Annotated in this window: 17 protein-coding genes; all 17 read left to right on the forward strand. The window is 70.2% G+C overall.

Annotated features, from left to right (window positions below; all coding sequences use genetic code 11):
• The first annotated feature begins 4 nt into the window (after window positions 1-4).
• The 17 genes from ACSQ18_RS05180 to der all read left to right on the forward strand — a co-directional run bounded on the left by ACSQ18_RS05180 (window position 5) and on the right by der (window position 16,534).
• Window positions 5-169, forward strand: a complete 165-nt coding sequence (locus ACSQ18_RS05180; RefSeq protein ID WP_160142600.1) for a hypothetical protein — start codon at window positions 5-7, stop codon at window positions 167-169.
• Window positions 166-975 carry a TlyA family RNA methyltransferase gene (locus tag ACSQ18_RS05185; RefSeq protein WP_436036096.1) on the forward strand — a complete coding sequence of 270 codons (810 nt, stop codon included), beginning with the start codon at window positions 166-168 and terminating at the stop codon, window positions 973-975. The genes ACSQ18_RS05180 and ACSQ18_RS05185 overlap by 4 nt, the downstream gene beginning before the upstream one ends.
• On the forward strand, window positions 975-1,898 hold the full coding sequence (locus ACSQ18_RS05190) for an NAD kinase (RefSeq protein WP_436036097.1): 924 nt from the start codon (window positions 975-977) through the stop codon (window positions 1,896-1,898). The genes ACSQ18_RS05185 and ACSQ18_RS05190 overlap by 1 nt, the downstream gene beginning before the upstream one ends.
• Complete coding sequence (gene recN / locus ACSQ18_RS05195; protein ID WP_436036098.1) at window positions 1,895-3,592, forward strand: DNA repair protein RecN; 1,698 nt, start codon at window positions 1,895-1,897, stop codon at window positions 3,590-3,592. The genes ACSQ18_RS05190 and recN overlap by 4 nt, the downstream gene beginning before the upstream one ends.
• Before the next feature lie 14 nt (window positions 3,593-3,606).
• A complete protein-coding gene (locus ACSQ18_RS05200; RefSeq protein WP_436036099.1) occupies window positions 3,607-5,319 on the forward strand; it encodes a CTP synthase in 1,713 nt (570 codons plus the stop codon).
• Window positions 5,312-5,914: an NUDIX domain-containing protein gene (locus ACSQ18_RS05205; RefSeq protein ID WP_436036100.1), complete on the forward strand. Its 603-nt coding sequence runs from the start codon at window positions 5,312-5,314 to the stop codon at window positions 5,912-5,914. Before ACSQ18_RS05200 ends, ACSQ18_RS05205 begins: the two co-directional genes overlap by 8 nt.
• Window positions 5,915-5,924: 10 nt before the next feature.
• Complete coding sequence (gene xerD, locus ACSQ18_RS05210; protein ID WP_436036102.1) at window positions 5,925-6,896, forward strand: site-specific tyrosine recombinase XerD; 972 nt, start codon at window positions 5,925-5,927, stop codon at window positions 6,894-6,896.
• A gap of 94 nt (window positions 6,897-6,990) precedes the next feature.
• Window positions 6,991-7,593 (forward strand): vitamin K epoxide reductase family protein, encoded by a 603-nt coding sequence (locus ACSQ18_RS05215; RefSeq protein WP_436036103.1) that lies wholly within the window; start codon window positions 6,991-6,993, stop codon window positions 7,591-7,593.
• Between the two features lie 61 nt (window positions 7,594-7,654).
• Window positions 7,655-8,872, forward strand: coding sequence for an aminotransferase class V-fold PLP-dependent enzyme (locus ACSQ18_RS05220; protein ID WP_436036104.1), 1,218 nt, complete (start codon window positions 7,655-7,657; stop codon window positions 8,870-8,872).
• On the forward strand, window positions 8,872-9,954 hold the full coding sequence (locus ACSQ18_RS05225; protein WP_436036105.1) for a hypothetical protein: 1,083 nt from the start codon (window positions 8,872-8,874) through the stop codon (window positions 9,952-9,954). Before ACSQ18_RS05220 ends, ACSQ18_RS05225 begins: the two co-directional genes overlap by 1 nt.
• 63 nt (window positions 9,955-10,017) lie before the next feature.
• Window positions 10,018-10,893, forward strand: coding sequence for a ParA family protein (locus ACSQ18_RS05230; RefSeq protein ID WP_301040666.1), 876 nt, complete (start codon window positions 10,018-10,020; stop codon window positions 10,891-10,893).
• The gene (locus ACSQ18_RS05235; protein ID WP_436036106.1) at window positions 10,877-11,776 is read left to right on the forward strand and encodes a segregation and condensation protein A; all 900 of its coding nucleotides are present in this window, start codon (window positions 10,877-10,879) and stop codon (window positions 11,774-11,776) included. Before ACSQ18_RS05230 ends, ACSQ18_RS05235 begins: the two co-directional genes overlap by 17 nt.
• Window positions 11,766-12,404, forward strand: coding sequence for an SMC-Scp complex subunit ScpB (gene scpB, locus ACSQ18_RS05240; RefSeq protein WP_436036107.1), 639 nt, complete (start codon window positions 11,766-11,768; stop codon window positions 12,402-12,404). The genes ACSQ18_RS05235 and scpB overlap by 11 nt, the downstream gene beginning before the upstream one ends.
• On the forward strand, window positions 12,401-13,180 hold the full coding sequence (locus ACSQ18_RS05245) for a pseudouridine synthase (RefSeq protein ID WP_436036109.1): 780 nt from the start codon (window positions 12,401-12,403) through the stop codon (window positions 13,178-13,180). The genes scpB and ACSQ18_RS05245 overlap by 4 nt, the downstream gene beginning before the upstream one ends.
• 12 nt (window positions 13,181-13,192) lie before the next feature.
• Window positions 13,193-14,317, forward strand: coding sequence for a prephenate dehydrogenase (locus ACSQ18_RS05250; protein WP_436036110.1), 1,125 nt, complete (start codon window positions 13,193-13,195; stop codon window positions 14,315-14,317).
• Window positions 14,310-15,008 (forward strand): (d)CMP kinase, encoded by a 699-nt coding sequence (cmk, locus tag ACSQ18_RS05255; RefSeq protein WP_436036111.1) that lies wholly within the window; start codon window positions 14,310-14,312, stop codon window positions 15,006-15,008. The genes ACSQ18_RS05250 and cmk overlap by 8 nt, the downstream gene beginning before the upstream one ends.
• Window positions 15,008-16,534: a ribosome biogenesis GTPase Der gene (gene der, locus ACSQ18_RS05260; RefSeq protein WP_436036112.1), complete on the forward strand. Its 1,527-nt coding sequence runs from the start codon at window positions 15,008-15,010 to the stop codon at window positions 16,532-16,534. The genes cmk and der overlap by 1 nt, the downstream gene beginning before the upstream one ends.
• The last annotated feature ends 180 nt before the right edge of the window (window positions 16,535-16,714 follow it).

The raw sequence follows: 16,714 nt of genomic DNA on the forward strand, positions 1-16,714 counted from the left end.
AGGCATGTCGATGGATGCCGAGGGCCACGAGGCGCGTCGTGAAGATCTGCTCTCGACGCTCGAGGTGATCGAGGAGCAGCCGCTTGCAGAGCGTGCGGTCGCCTACGCAGCGCTGCACGACGAGCTCGCTCGACGCCTCGAGTCCGGGCCACGCGACACGCACGCATGAGCGGTCGGCTCGACGCCACCGTCGCCGCCCGAGGACTGGCGCGTTCGCGCACGCACGCGACGCAGCTCATCGAGGCGGGACTCGTGACCGTCAATGGGGTGGGCGTCGTCAAACCGTCGGCGAAGGTCGCAGATGACGCGCGGATCGAGGTCGCGGCATCCGATCACTACGTCAGTCGCGCCGCGCACAAACTGATCGCCGGCCTCGATGCCTTCGGGATCGGCGTGGACGGGAGAGCCGCCCTGGACATGGGTGCCTCCACCGGCGGATTCACCCAGGTGCTCCGCGAGCGCGGGGCGGCGCCGGTCGTCGCGGTCGACGTCGGCCACGGCCAGCTGTCGCCGCTGATTGCCGACGACCCCGACGTCACCTCGGTCGAGGGCTTCAACGTGCGGCACATGACGACCGCCGCCCTTGCCGAGGCCGCGGGGTTCGACGTGCGCCCCGAGATCGTCACGGGCGACCTGTCCTTCATCTCCCTCGCGCACGTGCTCCCCGCCGTCGCCGCCGTCCTCGACCCTGGAGGCGACGTCGTCCTGCTGATCAAGCCGCAGTTCGAGGTGGGACGCACGGGCGTGCGTGAGGGCGTCGTCACCGACCCTGGCAAGCGTGCCGATGCGGTCGCCGGGGTGCTCTGGTCCGCGTGGGATGCCGGCCTCGGCACCTTCGGCGTGATCGCGTCGCCGATCGTCGGCACGCACGGCAACGCGGAGTACCTCGCCCACTTCCGGGGGAGAGAAGACGGCTCGGACCACGGCAATCCGACAGAATGGTTGAGCACCGTGAACCGACTGGCGGGAGCCTGATGACCACTCGCGACATCCTCGTCGTCGCCCACGCGCACCGGGCCGACACGATCGCCGCCGCCGCGCGCGTCGTATCTGCGCTGTCGTCGGCCGGTGCCCGTCCGGTGCTCCCCGGCGACGACGACGCGCTGATCGACGCGCTGCGCAGTGTCGGCGGATTCGCCGTGCTCGGTACGGATGTCACGATCGATGAGATCGAGCTCGCCATCGTCCTCGGCGGCGACGGCACCATCCTGCGCGCGGCCGAGATCGTCCGCGAGGGCACCGCGCCGGTGCTCGGGATCAACATGGGCCATGTCGGGTTCCTCGCGGAGATCGAAGCCGAAGACCTCGACGAAGCGATCCGCCGCGTGATCGACCGTGAGTACACCGTCGAAGAGCGTATGGCGCTGTCGGTCCGGGTCAAGGACACCGACGGCTCGGTCATCTACGAGACGTGGGCGCTCAACGAGGCCACGGTCGAGAAGGCATCGCGGGAGCGCATGATGGAGGTCGTGATCGAAGTCGACGGCAGGCCGCTGTCGACGTTCGGTTGTGACGGCATGGTCGTCGCGACCCCTACGGGCTCCACCGCGTACAACTTCTCCGCGGGAGGTCCGGTCATCTGGCCCACCGTGGAGGCCATCGCCGTGGTGCCGCTGTCGGCGCACGCCCTCTTCGCCCGACCTCTCGTCGTCGGCCCCGAAGCGGCCGTCGCGATCGAGGTGCTCGCCCGCACGTACGGCACCGGCATCCTGTGGTGCGACGGCCGTCGCTCCCACGACCTGCCGCCCGGTGCGCGGGTCGTCGTGCGTCGCTCGAGCCGTCCGGTGCGTCTCGCACGTCTCCACCCGGCCTCGTTCACCGACCGACTGGTGCGCAAGTTCCGGCTTCCCGTCGCAGGCTGGCGCGGTCCCGCCGGCACGGTCATGGAGGCCGAGTGATCGAGCAGATGAGACTGCGCGATCTGGGCGTCATCGCCGATGCGACGCTTCCGATCGGACCCGGCTTCACCGCGATCACCGGTGAGACGGGCGCGGGCAAGACGATGGTCGTCACAGGCCTCGGTCTGCTCCTCGGCCAGCGTGCCGACTCGGGCGCCGTGCGCTCGGGAGCCGCGCAGGCATCCGTCGAGGGGGTCTGGATCGTCCCCGACGATGGGCGCGTCGCGGAGCGAGTGCGCGAAGCCGGGGGAGACGTCGAGCCGGTCGGCGCGGGACGCGCCGAACTCTACCTCGGACGCACGATCTCGGCGGAAGGGCGCGGCCGCGCCACCGTCGGCGGACGCACGGCTCCCGCGGGCGTGCTGGCCGACCTCGCCGACGACCTCGTCGTCGTCCACGGACAGTCCGACCAGCTCCGCCTGCGCAGCGGCGCGGCGCAGCGCGACGCCCTCGACCGCTTCGCGGGAGCGCCCGTCGCCGACGCGCTCGACGAGTACCGGTCGGCGTTCGCACGGGTGCGCGAGATCGCCGCCGAACTCGAGCGACTCACGGCGCACCGCGACGAGCGGTCCCGCGAGGCGGAAGAGTTGCGCACGGCGCTCGCCGAGATCGAGATGCTCGAACCGCAGCCCGACGAAGACCTCGACCTGGCCCGTCGCGCCGAGCGACTGGCCAACGTCGAGGAGCTGCGGTGGGCTGCCGCGACGGCGCACGATGCCCTGGCCAACGACGACGACCGACCGGATGCCTCGAGCCTGCTCAGCGAGGCGAGGCGCTCGCTGGAGCGGTCGTCGTCGAGCGATCCTCGGCTTGCCGCGCTCGCCGATCAGGTGGGGGAGCTGGGCTACCGTGCCGCCGACCTCGCGGCGGAGCTCGGCGGGTACGTCGCCGACCTCGACGAGGCGGGACCGCAGGAGCTCGCGGCCGTCGAGGAGCGTCGTGCAGCGCTGGGTGCGCTGATTCGCAGGCACGGGTCGCTCGCCGCCGCGATCGACCTTCAGCAGACCGGTTCGGCGCGCCTGCTCGAGCTGGACGACGACGGTGACCGCGTCGAACGGTTGGCGATGGAGCACGCCGCCGCGGCATCCGCCTTGGACGATGCCGCAGCGAGACTCACACGCGCCCGCGGGGAAGCAGCTTCACGCTTGGGCTCCGCTGTCACCGAAGAACTCCGACACCTCGCCCTTCCCGACGCCCGCGTGCAGGTGGCGGTCGAGCCGGGGGCGGAGAGCGCGTCGGGCCGTGACGACGTCACGATCCTCCTCGCGCCGCATCCGGGCGCCGATCCGAGGCCCGTCGCCCGGGGCGCGTCCGGTGGTGAGCTCAGCCGCGTGATGCTCGCGATCGAGGTCGTCATCGCGAGCACCGACCCCGTTCCCACGTTTGTGTTCGACGAGGTGGATGCCGGGATCGGCGGCGCGGCGGCCATCGAGGTGGGTCGGCGCCTGGCTCAACTCGCGCGATCGAGTCAGGTGATCGCCGTCACCCACCTCGCCCAGGTCGCGGCCTTCGCCGGCAACCATCTCAGCGTCGTGAAGTCCGGGGACGGATCGGTCACCGCCTCCAGCGTCCGCCGACTGGACGGTGCCGAGCGCGAAGCCGAGATGGCGCGGTTGCTGTCGGGACTGGCCGATTCGGACACCGCACTCGAACACGCACGGGAGCTCTTGAGCCTCGGTGCCGCAACAGCCTGATAGGATGAAAGCCCGTGACGGACACTTCAGACGCGGGCATCATTTCGAACGACACCACCAAGCACATCTTCGTGACGGGCGGTGTCGTTTCCTCGTTGGGCAAGGGTCTGACGGCCGCTAGCCTCGGCAATCTGCTGACGGCGCGCGGGCTTCGCGTCGTCATGCAGAAGCTCGACCCGTACCTCAACGTCGATCCGGGAACGATGAACCCGTTCCAGCACGGCGAGGTGTTCGTGACGGACGACGGTGCCGAGACCGACCTCGATATCGGCCACTACGAGCGCTTCCTCGACATCGAGCTCAGCCAGGCCGCCAACGTCACGACGGGTCAGATCTACTCGCAGGTCATCGCGCGCGAGCGGCGCGGGGAGTACCTGGGCGACACCGTGCAGGTGATTCCGCACATCACCGACGAGATCAAGCGCCGCATGCGTCTCCAGGCCGATGAGTCGCCGAAGCCCGACGTGATCATCACCGAGATCGGCGGCACGGTCGGCGACATCGAATCGCAGCCGTTCATCGAATCCGCCCGCCAGATCCGCCACGAGCTGGGCCGCAAGAACGTCTTCTTCGTCCACGTCTCGCTCGTGCCGTTCATGGGTGCGTCCGGCGAGCAGAAGACGAAGCCGACGCAGCACTCCGTCGCCGCGCTCCGCTCCATCGGCATCCAGCCCGACGCGCTCGTGCTGCGCAGCGACCGGCCCGTCACCGAGTCGAACAAGCGCAAGATCGCCCTCATGTGCGACGTGGACGAGGATGCCGTCGTCAACGCGGTCGACGTGCCGAGCATCTACGACATTCCGTCGATGCTGAACGAGCAGGGCCTCGACGCCTACATCGTCGACAAGCTCGGGCTGGCGAAGGCCGCCGAGGTCGACTGGACGCGGTGGGGGAAGGTGCTGCAGGCCGTCCACAACCCGAAGCACGAAGTGACGATCGGCCTGGTCGGCAAGTACATCGACCTTCCCGACGCGTACCTGTCGGTGACCGAGGCGCTCAAGGCCGGGGGGTTCGCCCAGGAGACCAAGGTCCAGGTGACCTGGATCCCGTCCGACCTGTGCGAGACCCCCGAGGGCGCGGAGAAGGCGCTCGCCCCGCTCGACGGGATCGTGGTGCCCGGCGGCTTCGGCATCCGGGGCATCGAAGGCAAGCTCGGCGCGCTGAAGTTCGCGCGTGAACAGGGCATCCCCACGCTCGGGATCTGCCTGGGACTGCAGTGCATGGTGATCGAGTACGCGCGCAACGTCGCTGGACTGGCGGGCGCGTCGTCGAGCGAGTTCGACCCGGACACCGAGTTCCCCGTCATCGCGACGATGGCCGAACAGGTCGACATCATCGCCGGCGGCGACCTGGGCGGCACGATGCGACTCGGGCTGTACGAGGCGGAGCTTGCCGAGGGCTCGCTCGCGGCGGAGGTGTACGGCGCGACCCGAGCATCGGAGCGGCACCGTCACCGCTACGAGGTCAACAACAAGTACCGCGAGCAGATCGCGACGGCGGGGTTCTCGTTCTCCGGACTGTCCCCGGATCGGAACCTCGTCGAGTACGTCGAGCTGCCGCGCGACGTGCACCCGTACTACATCGCGACGCAGGCGCACCCCGAACTGCGGTCGCGGCCGACGGAGGCGAACCCGTTGTTCCGCGGCCTGATCGCGGCGGCGCTCGAGCGGCACCGCGCGAGCGAGCTGTTCGACGACGAGCCCTACGTGACCGCTGCCGATGCCTGAGGCGCGTGCAACCGCGGCGGTGACGTCGCTCGTCGACGAACCGGTGGAGGCGGAGGTCGTGGTCAGCGACCTCGTCTATCGCGGGAAGGTGTGGGACGTCCGCAGTGACACCGTCCGCTACGGCGACGGCGAGATGGTTCGCCAGTACGTCGCGCACCCTGGTGCGGTCGCCATCGTCGCGATCGACGATCAGGAACGCGTGGCGCTCATCCAGCAGTACCGTCACCCCATCCGCCATCGCGACTGGGAGATCCCCGCCGGCCTCCTCGACATCGCGGGGGAACCGCCGATCGACACGGCGCGCAGGGAACTCGCCGAAGAGGTCGATCTGGTCGCCGACTCGGTCGAACCGCTGCTCAGCATCTTCACGACGCCCGGCGGCAACGACGAGATCGTCCACATCTTCCTCGCCCGCGGTCTGTCGCCGGCGCCGCACGCGCACGACCGCGAGCAGGAGGAGGCCGACATCCGACTGGAGTGGGTGCCGCTCACGGATGCCGTCGACGCGGTGCTGGCCGGACGCATGCGCAACGGCATCCTGGCGGCCGGGGTGATGGCGGCGGCGGAGCGGGCCCGGCGGTCCGCGCAGGGCTGACGACGCGGCCATGAGGCTCTCCCGTGCGGTCGAGACGTATCTGCGTCACGTGACGATCGAGCGCGGGCTGTCGGATCACACGGTCTCGGCGTATCGCCGCGACCTCGCGGTGTACCTGGCGTGGCTCGCCGAGCAGGGCGTCGACGACACCGACGGCGTCACCGCGGCGCTCGTGGTCGCGTTCGCCGCCGATCGCGCGTCCGCACAGCCGCCCCCGGCGGCGACGTCGCTCGCGCGACTGCAGTCCTCCGTGCGCGGGTTCCACCGATTCCTGGCCCGCGAGGGCGTAGCGGTCGACGACCCGACAGGTCGGCTCCGCCCGCCGAAGACCCCGCAGCGGCTGCCGAAAGCCTTGACCATCGAACAGGTCGAGGCGCTGCTCGACGGCGCAGGCCCCGCGCCGACGACCGGCGGAGACGCGCCCGATGCGGAGTCAGCGACGGCTGTCGCCGTCGAGACGGGGGAAGCCGGTGTCGTACGCCTGCGGGACAGGGCGCTGCTGGAGCTCCTGTACGCGACGGGTGCGCGGGTGTCGGAGATCATCCGGCTCGACGTCGACGACCTCGCCCACGGCGACGTGCTGCGCGTGCGCGGCAAGGGGTCGAAGGAGCGGATCGTGCCCGTCGGATCGTATGCGCGCGCGGCCGTGGACGCCTACCTCGCCCGGGCGCGGCCCGAACTGTCGCGGCGGGGGAAGGCGACGCCGCGGCTCTTCCTCGGTGCTCGCGGCGCGCCGCTGTCGCGGCAGAGCGCGTGGCTCGTGATCCAGCAGGCGGCCGAGCGCGCGGCGCTCACCGCTCACGTCTCGCCGCACACCCTCCGACACTCCTTCGCGACGCATCTCCTGCAGGGCGGCGCGGACGTGCGTGTCGTCCAAGAGTTGCTGGGACACGCTTCGGTGGCGACGACGCAGATCTACACGCACGTGACCGTCGACGCGCTCCGCGACGTGTACGTCACCGCACACCCGCGGGCGCGCTGAACGGCACCGGCATCCGGCCTGAAAGTCTGACGCGGCGGATTTGTCACGGCCGACATGACGGACCTCGGATGCCGTCGGCGCCGACACTGGAACGGTGACCGTCCCCACCGAAGGCCTTCGTCGCCCGGGCCGTGCCCGGTCGATCTTCTGGATCGCCGCGGGCCTCGCGGGGTGGGTCGTGTCGTTCCTGCTGTACCTGGAGTACATCGGCCAGCTGACAGGGGCGGATGCGATCATCTCCTGCGACATCAGCCCCATCGTCACCTGCGGACCCAACCTGCTCTCGCCGGGCGGAAATCTGCTCGGCTTCAGCAACTCGCTCATCGGCGTCGTGCTGTTCCTGGGGCCGGTGTTCGCGGGCGTGAGCGCGCTCGCCGCGCGAGGCGGACTCGCGGACTGGTACTGGCGCACCTTCGCCGTCTTCGTGGCAGGGGCGTTCCTGTTCGTGCATCTCCTCGCCTACCGCAGCGTGTTCGAGTACGGATCGCTGTGCCCGTGGTGCATGGTCGTCTGGCTCGTCACGATCCCCCTGTTCTGGACGGTCGCGGGGTGGACCCTGCGCGCCGGGGTGTGGGGGAGCGCGCCGCGGCGCGCGGGCCGCTGGCTGCTGTCGTGGCTGCCGGTGGTGGTGCTGCTGGACTACCTTCTGATCGCCGTCTCGGCGCAGCTGCGACTCGACGTGCTGGGCAGCCTGTAGCCCTCGATTTTCACGGCGAACCGACCCTCGACGCATCCCTGTCGGAACGCACAATGGGGCCATGGCCGCGACCGCCCCGCTCCGTTCGCTCTTCGGTCGTCGGGCGGCCGCCGTCGTGGCGCCGCGGGACGACTTCGACTATCTGGGTGCCGACGACATCTATCTCGACAGTGCGTGTCAGACGCTGCGACCGCGCCCCGTGATCGACGCGCTCGCCGAGTACTACACCGGCTACGGCGCGTGCGGTGATCGCGTGAAGTACGCCTGGGGTCGTCGCGTGGAAGACGGCGTGGCATCCACTCGCCGCCGCGTGCTCGCCGCGCTGCGCTTGCCGGCGCGACGCTACGTCTGCGCGTTCACCCTCAACACGACCTACGGGATCAACCTGCTGCTGCAGCAACTGCCGACGGGGCGTTTCGCGCGGATCGTGACGACCCACACCGAGCACAACGCGGTGTTCGTGGCGACCATGACCGCCGCGCGCCGGCTGGGCGTGCCGCGCATCGTCGTCGACCGCGGCGAGGATGGCCGCATCGTCGCGGGCGACGGCGACCTGTCGGATGCCGTGGTCGTGGTCTCCGCGATGGACAACGTGTCGGGGACGTTCACGGCGGGACTTCCGGAGCTCGTCACCGACGTGCACCGCCGAGGAGGGGTCGTGATCATCGACGCCGCTCAGGCGGCGCCCCACGCTCTGACGCGCCTGCGGGGCCTGGAGGCCGACGCGCTGTGCTTCTCGGCGCACAAGATGTACGGGCCCTCGCTGGGGGTGATCGTCGCCGATGCCGAACTCGTGGCATCCCTGGACATCTCCTTCATCGGAGGCGGGCAGGTGTCCGACGTATCGGAGGAGGGTCACACGCTCCTCCCGGAGCTGAGGACGCGGCTGGAGCCCGGGCTGCAGGCGTGGGGCGAGATCATCGCCTTCGGGGCGGCGCTGGAATGGCTGGAACCTCGCGTGGACGCGATGGAAGCGCACGAATCGCACCTCGCGCGAACGCTGCACGTCGGACTCAGCGAGCTGCCCCATCTCCGCCTCCTGGGAGGAGCGGCGCCGGTCATGTCGGCCGTGCCGGCGCGCGTGGACGCCCACCGGCTCGCCGTGTTCCTCTCCCAGGCGGGCGTCATGGTGCGAAGCGGCTACTTCTGCAACCACCACTGGCTCAAGGAGCGTCTCGGCCTCGACCCCCTCATCCGGTTCAGCCTCGGCGCTCACAACACCGAAGAAGACATCGCCCGCACCCTCGCGGTCGTGGGTCGTCTGATGCGAGGGCTCTGATGCTGTGCGTCGTCGCGTTCGTCGTCGTGCTCGTGCTGTCGGCGGTATCGGCGAAATATCGTCGGCTCCTCGGGCGCGCGTGGGGCTGCGTGTGGCGGAGGGTCACCTTCCGTCCCTGCGACACGACCTTCCGCGAAGACGTGAAGAGCTCGATGCTCGCGCCGCTGGCGACGCGGGCGCCGCGACTCGTGCGTCCGGCGAGCGTCGCGATCGAGGTCGTGGCCTGGATCATGGTGCTCTCCTTCGTCGTGAGTCTGTTCATCCTCGGGCGCAGCGGGCTGAACCTCTTCGTGTACGGCACGTGCGACAAGCAGGACGGTCAGTCGTGTTCGCTCGCCGCCGAGATGTGCTCGATCGACGCGGGACCCCCCGGCTTCTGGGAGTCCGTGGGTGCGGGCGACGTCATCGGCGCGTTCGGCAACGAGTTCGCGTCGCTGGGTGAGACGATCGGCGCCGTTCCCAGCCGCCTCCGCGAATGGGATGCCGCGGAGTTCGCGTCCGACGACGCGACCTACGTGGGCGGGTACGTCGAGGGCCGCCCGGTCGCGCTGGAGATCATCGACCCAGGATGCCGGTTCTGCGCACAGCTGTTCCGCAACATGCGCGAGGCCGGGTTCGACGGCACCCACAATGTCACGTACCTCGTCTACCCGATCACCTCGGACGACGGCCCGCGGTTCGCGAACTCGCCGCTCGTCGCGTCGTACCTCACCGCGATCCGGCTCTTCGAGGCGCGGACCGACGGTCAGCCCGAGGGCGTGACGGCCGACTGGTTCATCCTCGAGAAGCTCTTCTCGGAGCAGAACGACGACGGCCTCGACTGGCAGCTCTGGATGAACAACGCCACCGCCGCTGAGGCGCGCGCGCAGCTCGAGGTCTGGCTCCGAGAGGCCGGCTACGACCAGCCGGAGATCTCGCAGCTCGCCGCGCTCGCCGCGTCGGACGAGGCCGCCGCAGCCCTCGCCCGCACCCGCGAGGTCGTCGAGGACGACATCCGCACGGTCGCCATCCCGTCGCTCATCTCCGGGGGCCGGCTCCGGGCCGGGCTGGTCGATGTCGACACCCTGCGAGGCATCGACTGACGCCGCCGCTGCTGTGCGAGAATCGAAGGCACGCAACAGAGAGCAGGAGTGTCGGTGGCGGAGATGACGCGGGGGACGAAGAAGGCCTCCCCGGACGAGACCCCGATGGGGCCGACCGGTCGTCCGTACCACGGCTTCCCGACTCCGCCGGCGCTCGACGGTCACGGTCCGGCGCGGATCATCTCGCTGTGCAACCAAAAGGGCGGCGTCGGTAAGACGACGACGACCATCAACCTGGCGGCCTCGCTCGCCCAGTACGGTCGCCGTGTCCTCGCCGTCGACTTCGACCCCCAGGGCGCGCTATCGGCGGGCCTCGGGCTCCAGACGCACGACGTGCCGACGATCTACGACCTGCTCCTGGACACCAAGCGCGATCCGCACGAGGTCATCGTGCCGACGTCGGTCGACGGCCTTGACGTCATTCCCGCCAACATCGACCTTTCGGCCGCGGAGGTGCACCTCGTCAACGAGGTCGCCCGCGAGACGATCCTCGCTCGCGTCCTGAGGAAGGTCGCGGGGGAGTACGACGTCATCCTCGTCGACTGCCAGCCCTCCCTCGGGCTGCTGACGGTCAACGCGCTCACCGCGAGCCATGGCGTGCTCATCCCGTTGGAGTGCGAGTTCTTCGCGCTGCGCGGTGTCGCGCTCCTCATCGAGACGATCGACAAGGTGCGTGACCGGCTGAACCCGTCGATCACGCTCGACGGTGTGCTCGCGACGATGTACGACCCGCGGACGCTGCACTCGCGCGAGGTGCTCGAGCGGGTCGTCGAGGCGTTCGGCGACGACGTGCTCGAGACCGTCATCGGCCGTACGGTCAAGTTCCCCGATGCATCCGTCTCGGGCGTTCCGATCACGAAGTTCGCGCCCGAGCACGCCGCGGCACAGGCCTACCTGCGCCTAGCGCGGGAGCTGGTCGCCCGTGGCGCCGTCGCCTGACGAGAGCGGCGAGGTCACCGCGACGGACGACGTCGCAGCGTCCGACGGGAGGGGCGAGGCCGCCGAGACGCTCCATGCCCCTGTGGATCCCGATGCCGCCGCCGAGGGCTTCCGGGTCTCGCTGACGAACTTCGACGGTCCGTTCGATCTGCTGCTCAGCCTGATCTCGCAGCACGAGCTCGACATCACCGAGGTGTCGCTCAGCAAGGTCACCGACGAGTTCATCTCCTACCTCAAGGGGCTGGAGGACGAGGAGGAGCTCGAGCAGGCGTCGGAGTTCCTCGTCGTGGCCGCGACGCTCCTGGACATGAAGGTCGCCGGGCTTCTGCCGCAGGGCGAACTCGTCGATGCGGAGTCGGTGGCGCTGCTCGAGGCGCGCGACCTGCTCTTCGCCCGCCTGCTCCAGTACCGCGCCTTCAAGGAGGTGTCGGCCTGGTTCCAGCGCTGCATGCAGCGGGAGGACCGACGGCATGTGCGGGCCGTCCGCCTCGACGAGAAGTATCGACGCGCCGTGCCGGAACTGGTGTGGACGCTGTCGAAGGAGGACTTCGCCGCCCTCGCGATGCTGGCCTTCGCGCCCAAGGAGATCCCGCACGTGGGGCTCGATCATCTGCACGCGCCGCTCATCTCGATCCGGGAGCAGGCGGCCGTCGTCGTGACGCTGCTGCGCGGCGCCGGGCAGTTGAACTTCCGCGAGCTCATCGCCGGCGTGGATCAGACCGGTGTCGTCGTGGCGCGGTTCCTCGCGGTGCTCGAGCTCTACCGTCACGCCGCCCTCACTTTCGAGCAGTTGGAGCCGCTGGGCGAGCTCACGCTGCGCTGGACCGCCGAACGGTGGTCCGAAGAGAGTCTCGCCTCGCTGGGAGCCGACTATGACCGATGATGTGACCGAACCCGTCATGGATGCCGTGCCCGGCGGTGCCGACGACGAGGCGCCCGCGCGCTCGTCCGAGCCCGCGGATGTGGCCCGGCGGCTGGAGGCGATCCTCCTCGTCGTCGACGAGCCGCACAGCCTGGTCGCGCTCGCTGCCGCGGTGGGTGCCCCCGTGCCGGCCGTGCGGCAGGCGATCGAGACTCTCGTCGCCGACTACGACGGTGAGGGCGCGGGGCCGCGGCGCGGGTTCGAGCTCCGTGAGGTCGGCGGCGGCTGGCGTCTGTACGTGCGCGAGGAGCACGACGACCTGGTGAGCGAGTTCGTCAACGCGCAAGCGCCGTCGCGGCTGTCGCAGGCGGCGTTGGAGACCCTCGCCGTCATCGCCTACAAGCAGCCCGTGACCCGCAGCCAGGTCGCGTCGATCCGTGCCGTCAACGTCGACTCCGTCGTGCGCACCCTCGTGGCCCGCGGCCTCATCACGGAGCTGTTCACCGACCCCGACACCGGGGCCATCAACTACGGCACGACCGATGCCCTGCTCGTGAACCTGGGCATCAACTCGCTCGACGAGTTGCCGCACATCTCGCCGTTGCTCGACGACGGCGCCGAAGGATTTGAGAGCGAGGTCCTGCGATGAGCAGCATCCTGCCCGAGCGCACCGACGGTGTCCGACTCCAGAAGGTGCTCGCCAATGCGGGCGTCGCGTCGCGTCGCGTGTGCGAGCAGTACATCGTCGACGGGCGCGTGCGGGTGAACGGCACCGTCGTCACGGAGCTGGGCAGCCGCATCGATCCCGCCGTCGACCTCGTCGATGTCGACGGTACGGCGATCCAGCTCGACGCGACGAAGCGGTATGTCGTGCTCAACAAGCCGACCGGTGTGGTGTCGTCGATGAACGACGAGCACGGCCGCCCCGACCTGCGGCGATTCACGAAGGACTGGCCCGAGCGCCTGTACAACGTGGGCCGGCTGGATGCCGAGACGAGCGGACTCCTCGTACTGACGAACGACGGCGACCTGGCGCACGTGCTCGCGCATCCCTCGTTCGGTGTCACGAAGGTGTACATCGCGAAGGTCGACGGGCGCGTGACGCCGCAGACGATCGCAACGCTCACACGCGGCGTCGACCTCGAAGACGGTCCGATCGCCGCCGACAAGGCGCGGCTCCTGGATGCCAGCAGCGACACCAGCCTCGTCGAGCTCACGCTCCACTCGGGCCGCAACCGCATCGTCCGTCGGATGATGGCCGCCGTCGGTCACCCGGTGATCGAACTCGTTCGCCGACAGTTCGGCCCGCTCCACCTGGGCACGCTCCCAGCGGGCCGAGCTCGCGAGTTGACTACGATGGAACGCGGCGCGCTGCTCACTCTCGCGCGCCAGGCCGCTCCTTCGGCCGATGCCGACGCCACCTGAGATGGATTTGCCGTGACCGACTCGACCTCCGTTGCTGCGCGCGCTCGCGCGGCGCGCACGTCGGGGACCGTCCGCGTCGTCGGCGCCGGTCTGCTCGGGTCGAGCATCGGTCACGCTCTGCGGTCTCTCGGCGTCGACGTGGTCCTCGCCGACGCGTCGCCCGCGCAGCTGCGGCTGGCGGTCGACTACGGTGCCGGGCGGCCCGCCACCGACGGCGACCGCCCGTCGCTCATCGTCGTCGCCGTGCCGCCCGACGTGACCGCCGATGTGGTCGAGCGTGAGCTGGCCTCGTTTCCCGATGCCGTCGTCACCGATGTGGCGAGCGTCAAGCTCGAGCCGCTGCGCACCCTGCGTGCCCGCGGCGTCGACCTCACGCACTACATCGGGTCGCATCCGATGGCGGGACGGGAGCGCGGCGGCGCGATCTCGGCGCGGGCCGACATCTTCATCGGTCGCCCGTGGGTCGTCTGCCGTGACGAGGAGACATCGGCGGCGGATCTCGCCCTCGTGGAAGGTCTCGCGCTCGACCTCGGGGCCACGCCGATCGAGATGACCCCCGAGGAGCACGACCGGGCCGTCGCGCTCGTCTCGCACGTTCCGCAGCTCGTGGCATCCCTTCTCGCCGGGCGTTTCGTCGACGCTCCCGACGGGTCGCTCCGCCTCGCCGGGCAGGGTGTGCGCGACACGACCCGCATCGCCGCGTCGGGCCCGGAGCTGTGGGTGCAGATCCTCGGCGCGAACGCCGCCCCCGTCGTCGACGTGTTGGAGGCGCTCGCCGACGACCTGTCGGCGGTCGCGGCGGCCCTGCGGTCTCCGGAGGAGCCGGGCGCCCGGCGTGCGGTCGCCGAGACGATCCGCCGCGGCAACGACGGCGTGGAGCGTCTGCCGGGCAAGCACGGGCAGAACCGCCGCTTCGAGCAGCTGGTCGTCATGGTCGACGACACACCGGGCCAGCTCGGACGACTCTTCGGCGAGCTCGGTGAGCTCGACGTGAACGTGGAAGACCTGCGCCTGGAGCATTCTCCGGGTGCCCAGTTCGGCCTCGCCGATATCAGCGTCGATCCCGCGGTGCTTCGCCACGCGGTCGACGGTCTGGAAGCGCGCGGCTGGAAGATTGCGAGCCTCTCGAATGACTGACACCCCGACCATCGACGGCGCCGAAGTGCGCGCCGTCGCGATCGACGGGCCGGCGGGCAGCGGCAAGTCGAGCGTGTCGAAGGACGTCGCCCGCCGCCTCGGCTTCGGCTACCTCGACACCGGCGCCGCCTACCGTGCGCTGGCCTGGCACGTCCTGAACCGCGGTGCCGACACGGCGGATGCCGATGCGGTGCTCGCGGCGGTGGCCGACTTCGACTTCGCCATCTCCCTCGACCCCGACGACTACTGGGTGCGGGTGGGCGACGCCTTGGTGACCGAGGCGATCCGTGATCCGCGGGTCTCCGGAGCCGTCAGCGGCGTCGCGCGCGTTCCCGCCGTCCGTGAGTCGGTCAACGCCCTGTTCCGCTCGCTGGTCGCCGAGGCCGACGTGCCCGGCGTGATCGTCGAGGGTCGCGACATCACGACGGTGGTGTTCCCCGATGCGCCCGTGCGCATCCTCTTGACCGCGGCGCCCGAGGTGCGAGCCGCGCGGCGCAGCGCAGAGGTGACCACGCAGGATGCCGCCGCGGTCGCCGCGGCACTGCATCAGCGTGACGCGGCCGATTCGAAGGTGGTCGACTTCTTGACGGCCGCTCCGGGGGTGACGGTCGTCGATTCGACCGAGCTGGACTTCGCACAGACCGTCGAGGCCGTGCTGGCCGTCGTCGGCGAGGGAACGGGAGCGCGCTGATGGCCGCAGTGGACGAAGAGTACGAGGGCGGTCCCGACCAGCTCGAGGAGAAGCTCGCGAACCTCGACGAGGAACTCGCCGAGCAGCGCGCCGCCGCGCTTCGGGCGTCGCTCGCCGAGTACGAGCTCGACGACGAGGACGACGCGCTCCTGGCCGGCTTCACCGCCGGCGGCGAGATCGTGGAGGTGCTTCCGGCACTTCCCGTCGTCGCGATCGTCGGGCGACCGAACGTCGGCAAGTCCGCGCTGGTGAACCGCATCCTCGGTCGTCGTGAAGCGGTCGTGGAGGACACTCCCGGCGTCACGCGCGACCGCGTGACCTACAAGGCCGAGTGGATGGACCGCAAGTTCACCCTCGTCGACACCGGTGGGTGGGAGCCCGACGCGAAGGGCATCGACCGGTCGGTCGCGGCGCAGGCCGAGGTCGCCATCGACCTGTCCGACGTCGTGATGTTCGTGGTCGACGCGATGGTCGGTGCCACCTCCACCGACGAGCAGGTCGTCCGCCTGCTGCGCAAGTCGGGCAAGCCCGTCTTCCTCGTGGCCAACAAGATCGACGACGCCCGCCAGGAGCCGGAGGCCGCCGCGCTGTGGAACCTCGGCCTCGGCGAGCCGCACCCGGTCTCCGCGATCCACGGCCGCGGTGTGGCCGATCTCCTCGACGAGATCATGAAGGTGCTGCCCGAGGTCTCCGCCGTCGCGAAGAACGAGCTCGGTGGCCCGCGTCGCGTCGCGATCCTGGGTCGCCCGAACGTCGGGAAGTCGTCGCTGCTGAACAAGGCCGCCGGTGAAGAACGCGTCGTCGTCAACGACCTCGCGGGCACCACCCGTGACCCCGTCGACGAGATCGTCGAACTCGGCGGCAAGCTGTGGCGCCTGGTGGACACGGCCGGCATCCGTCGTCGTGTGCACCTGCAGCAGGGCGCGGACTTCTACGCGTCGCTGCGCACGTCGGCCGCTCTCGAGAAGGCGGAGGTCGCCGTCGTCGTCCTCGACGTGACCGACTCGATCAGCGTGCAGGACCTCAACATCATCGACCTCGTGCTGGAGTCGGGCCGTGCGCTCGTGCTGGCGTTCAACAAGTGGGATCGCCTGAACGACCCCGACATGGACAACGCCGACCGGCGTCGCTACCTGGAGCGGGAGATCGAGCAGGACCTCGCGCACGTCACGTGGGCTCCGCGCGTCAACCTGTCGGCGCGTACGGGACGGCACCTCGACAAACTGGTGCCGGCGCTCGAGACGGCCCTCGAGTCGTGGGATCAGCGGATTCCGACGGGCAAGTTCAACGCCTTCCTCGCCGAACTCGTGGCCGAGCACCCGCACCCGCTGCGCGGTGGCAAGCAGCCGCGCATCCTGTTCGGCACGCAGGCCTCGACGCGGCCGCCGACGTTCGTGCTGTTCACGACCGGGTTCCTCGACCCGGGCTACCGCCGGTTCATCCAGCGGCGTCTGCGCGAGCTGTTCGGTTTCGTGGGTACGCCGATCGTCACCAACATGCGCGTGCGGGAGCGTCGCCAGCGCTGACGTGACCGGGCGGCCGGGGGCGTTTCGTCTCGCTGCGCTCGCTCAACGACCGGTGGTGGCGGGTGGCGTTTCGTCTCGCTGCGCTCGCTCAACGACCGTTGGAGGGCGGCGTTTCGTCTCGCTGCGCTCGCTCAACGACCGGCGGCGGCGGCGGGAGGGGGCCTCGGTCGTTGAGCGAGG

The organism is Microbacterium sp. LjRoot45 (assembly GCF_964253325.1).
GTDB lineage: Bacteria > Actinomycetota > Actinomycetes > Actinomycetales > Microbacteriaceae > Microbacterium.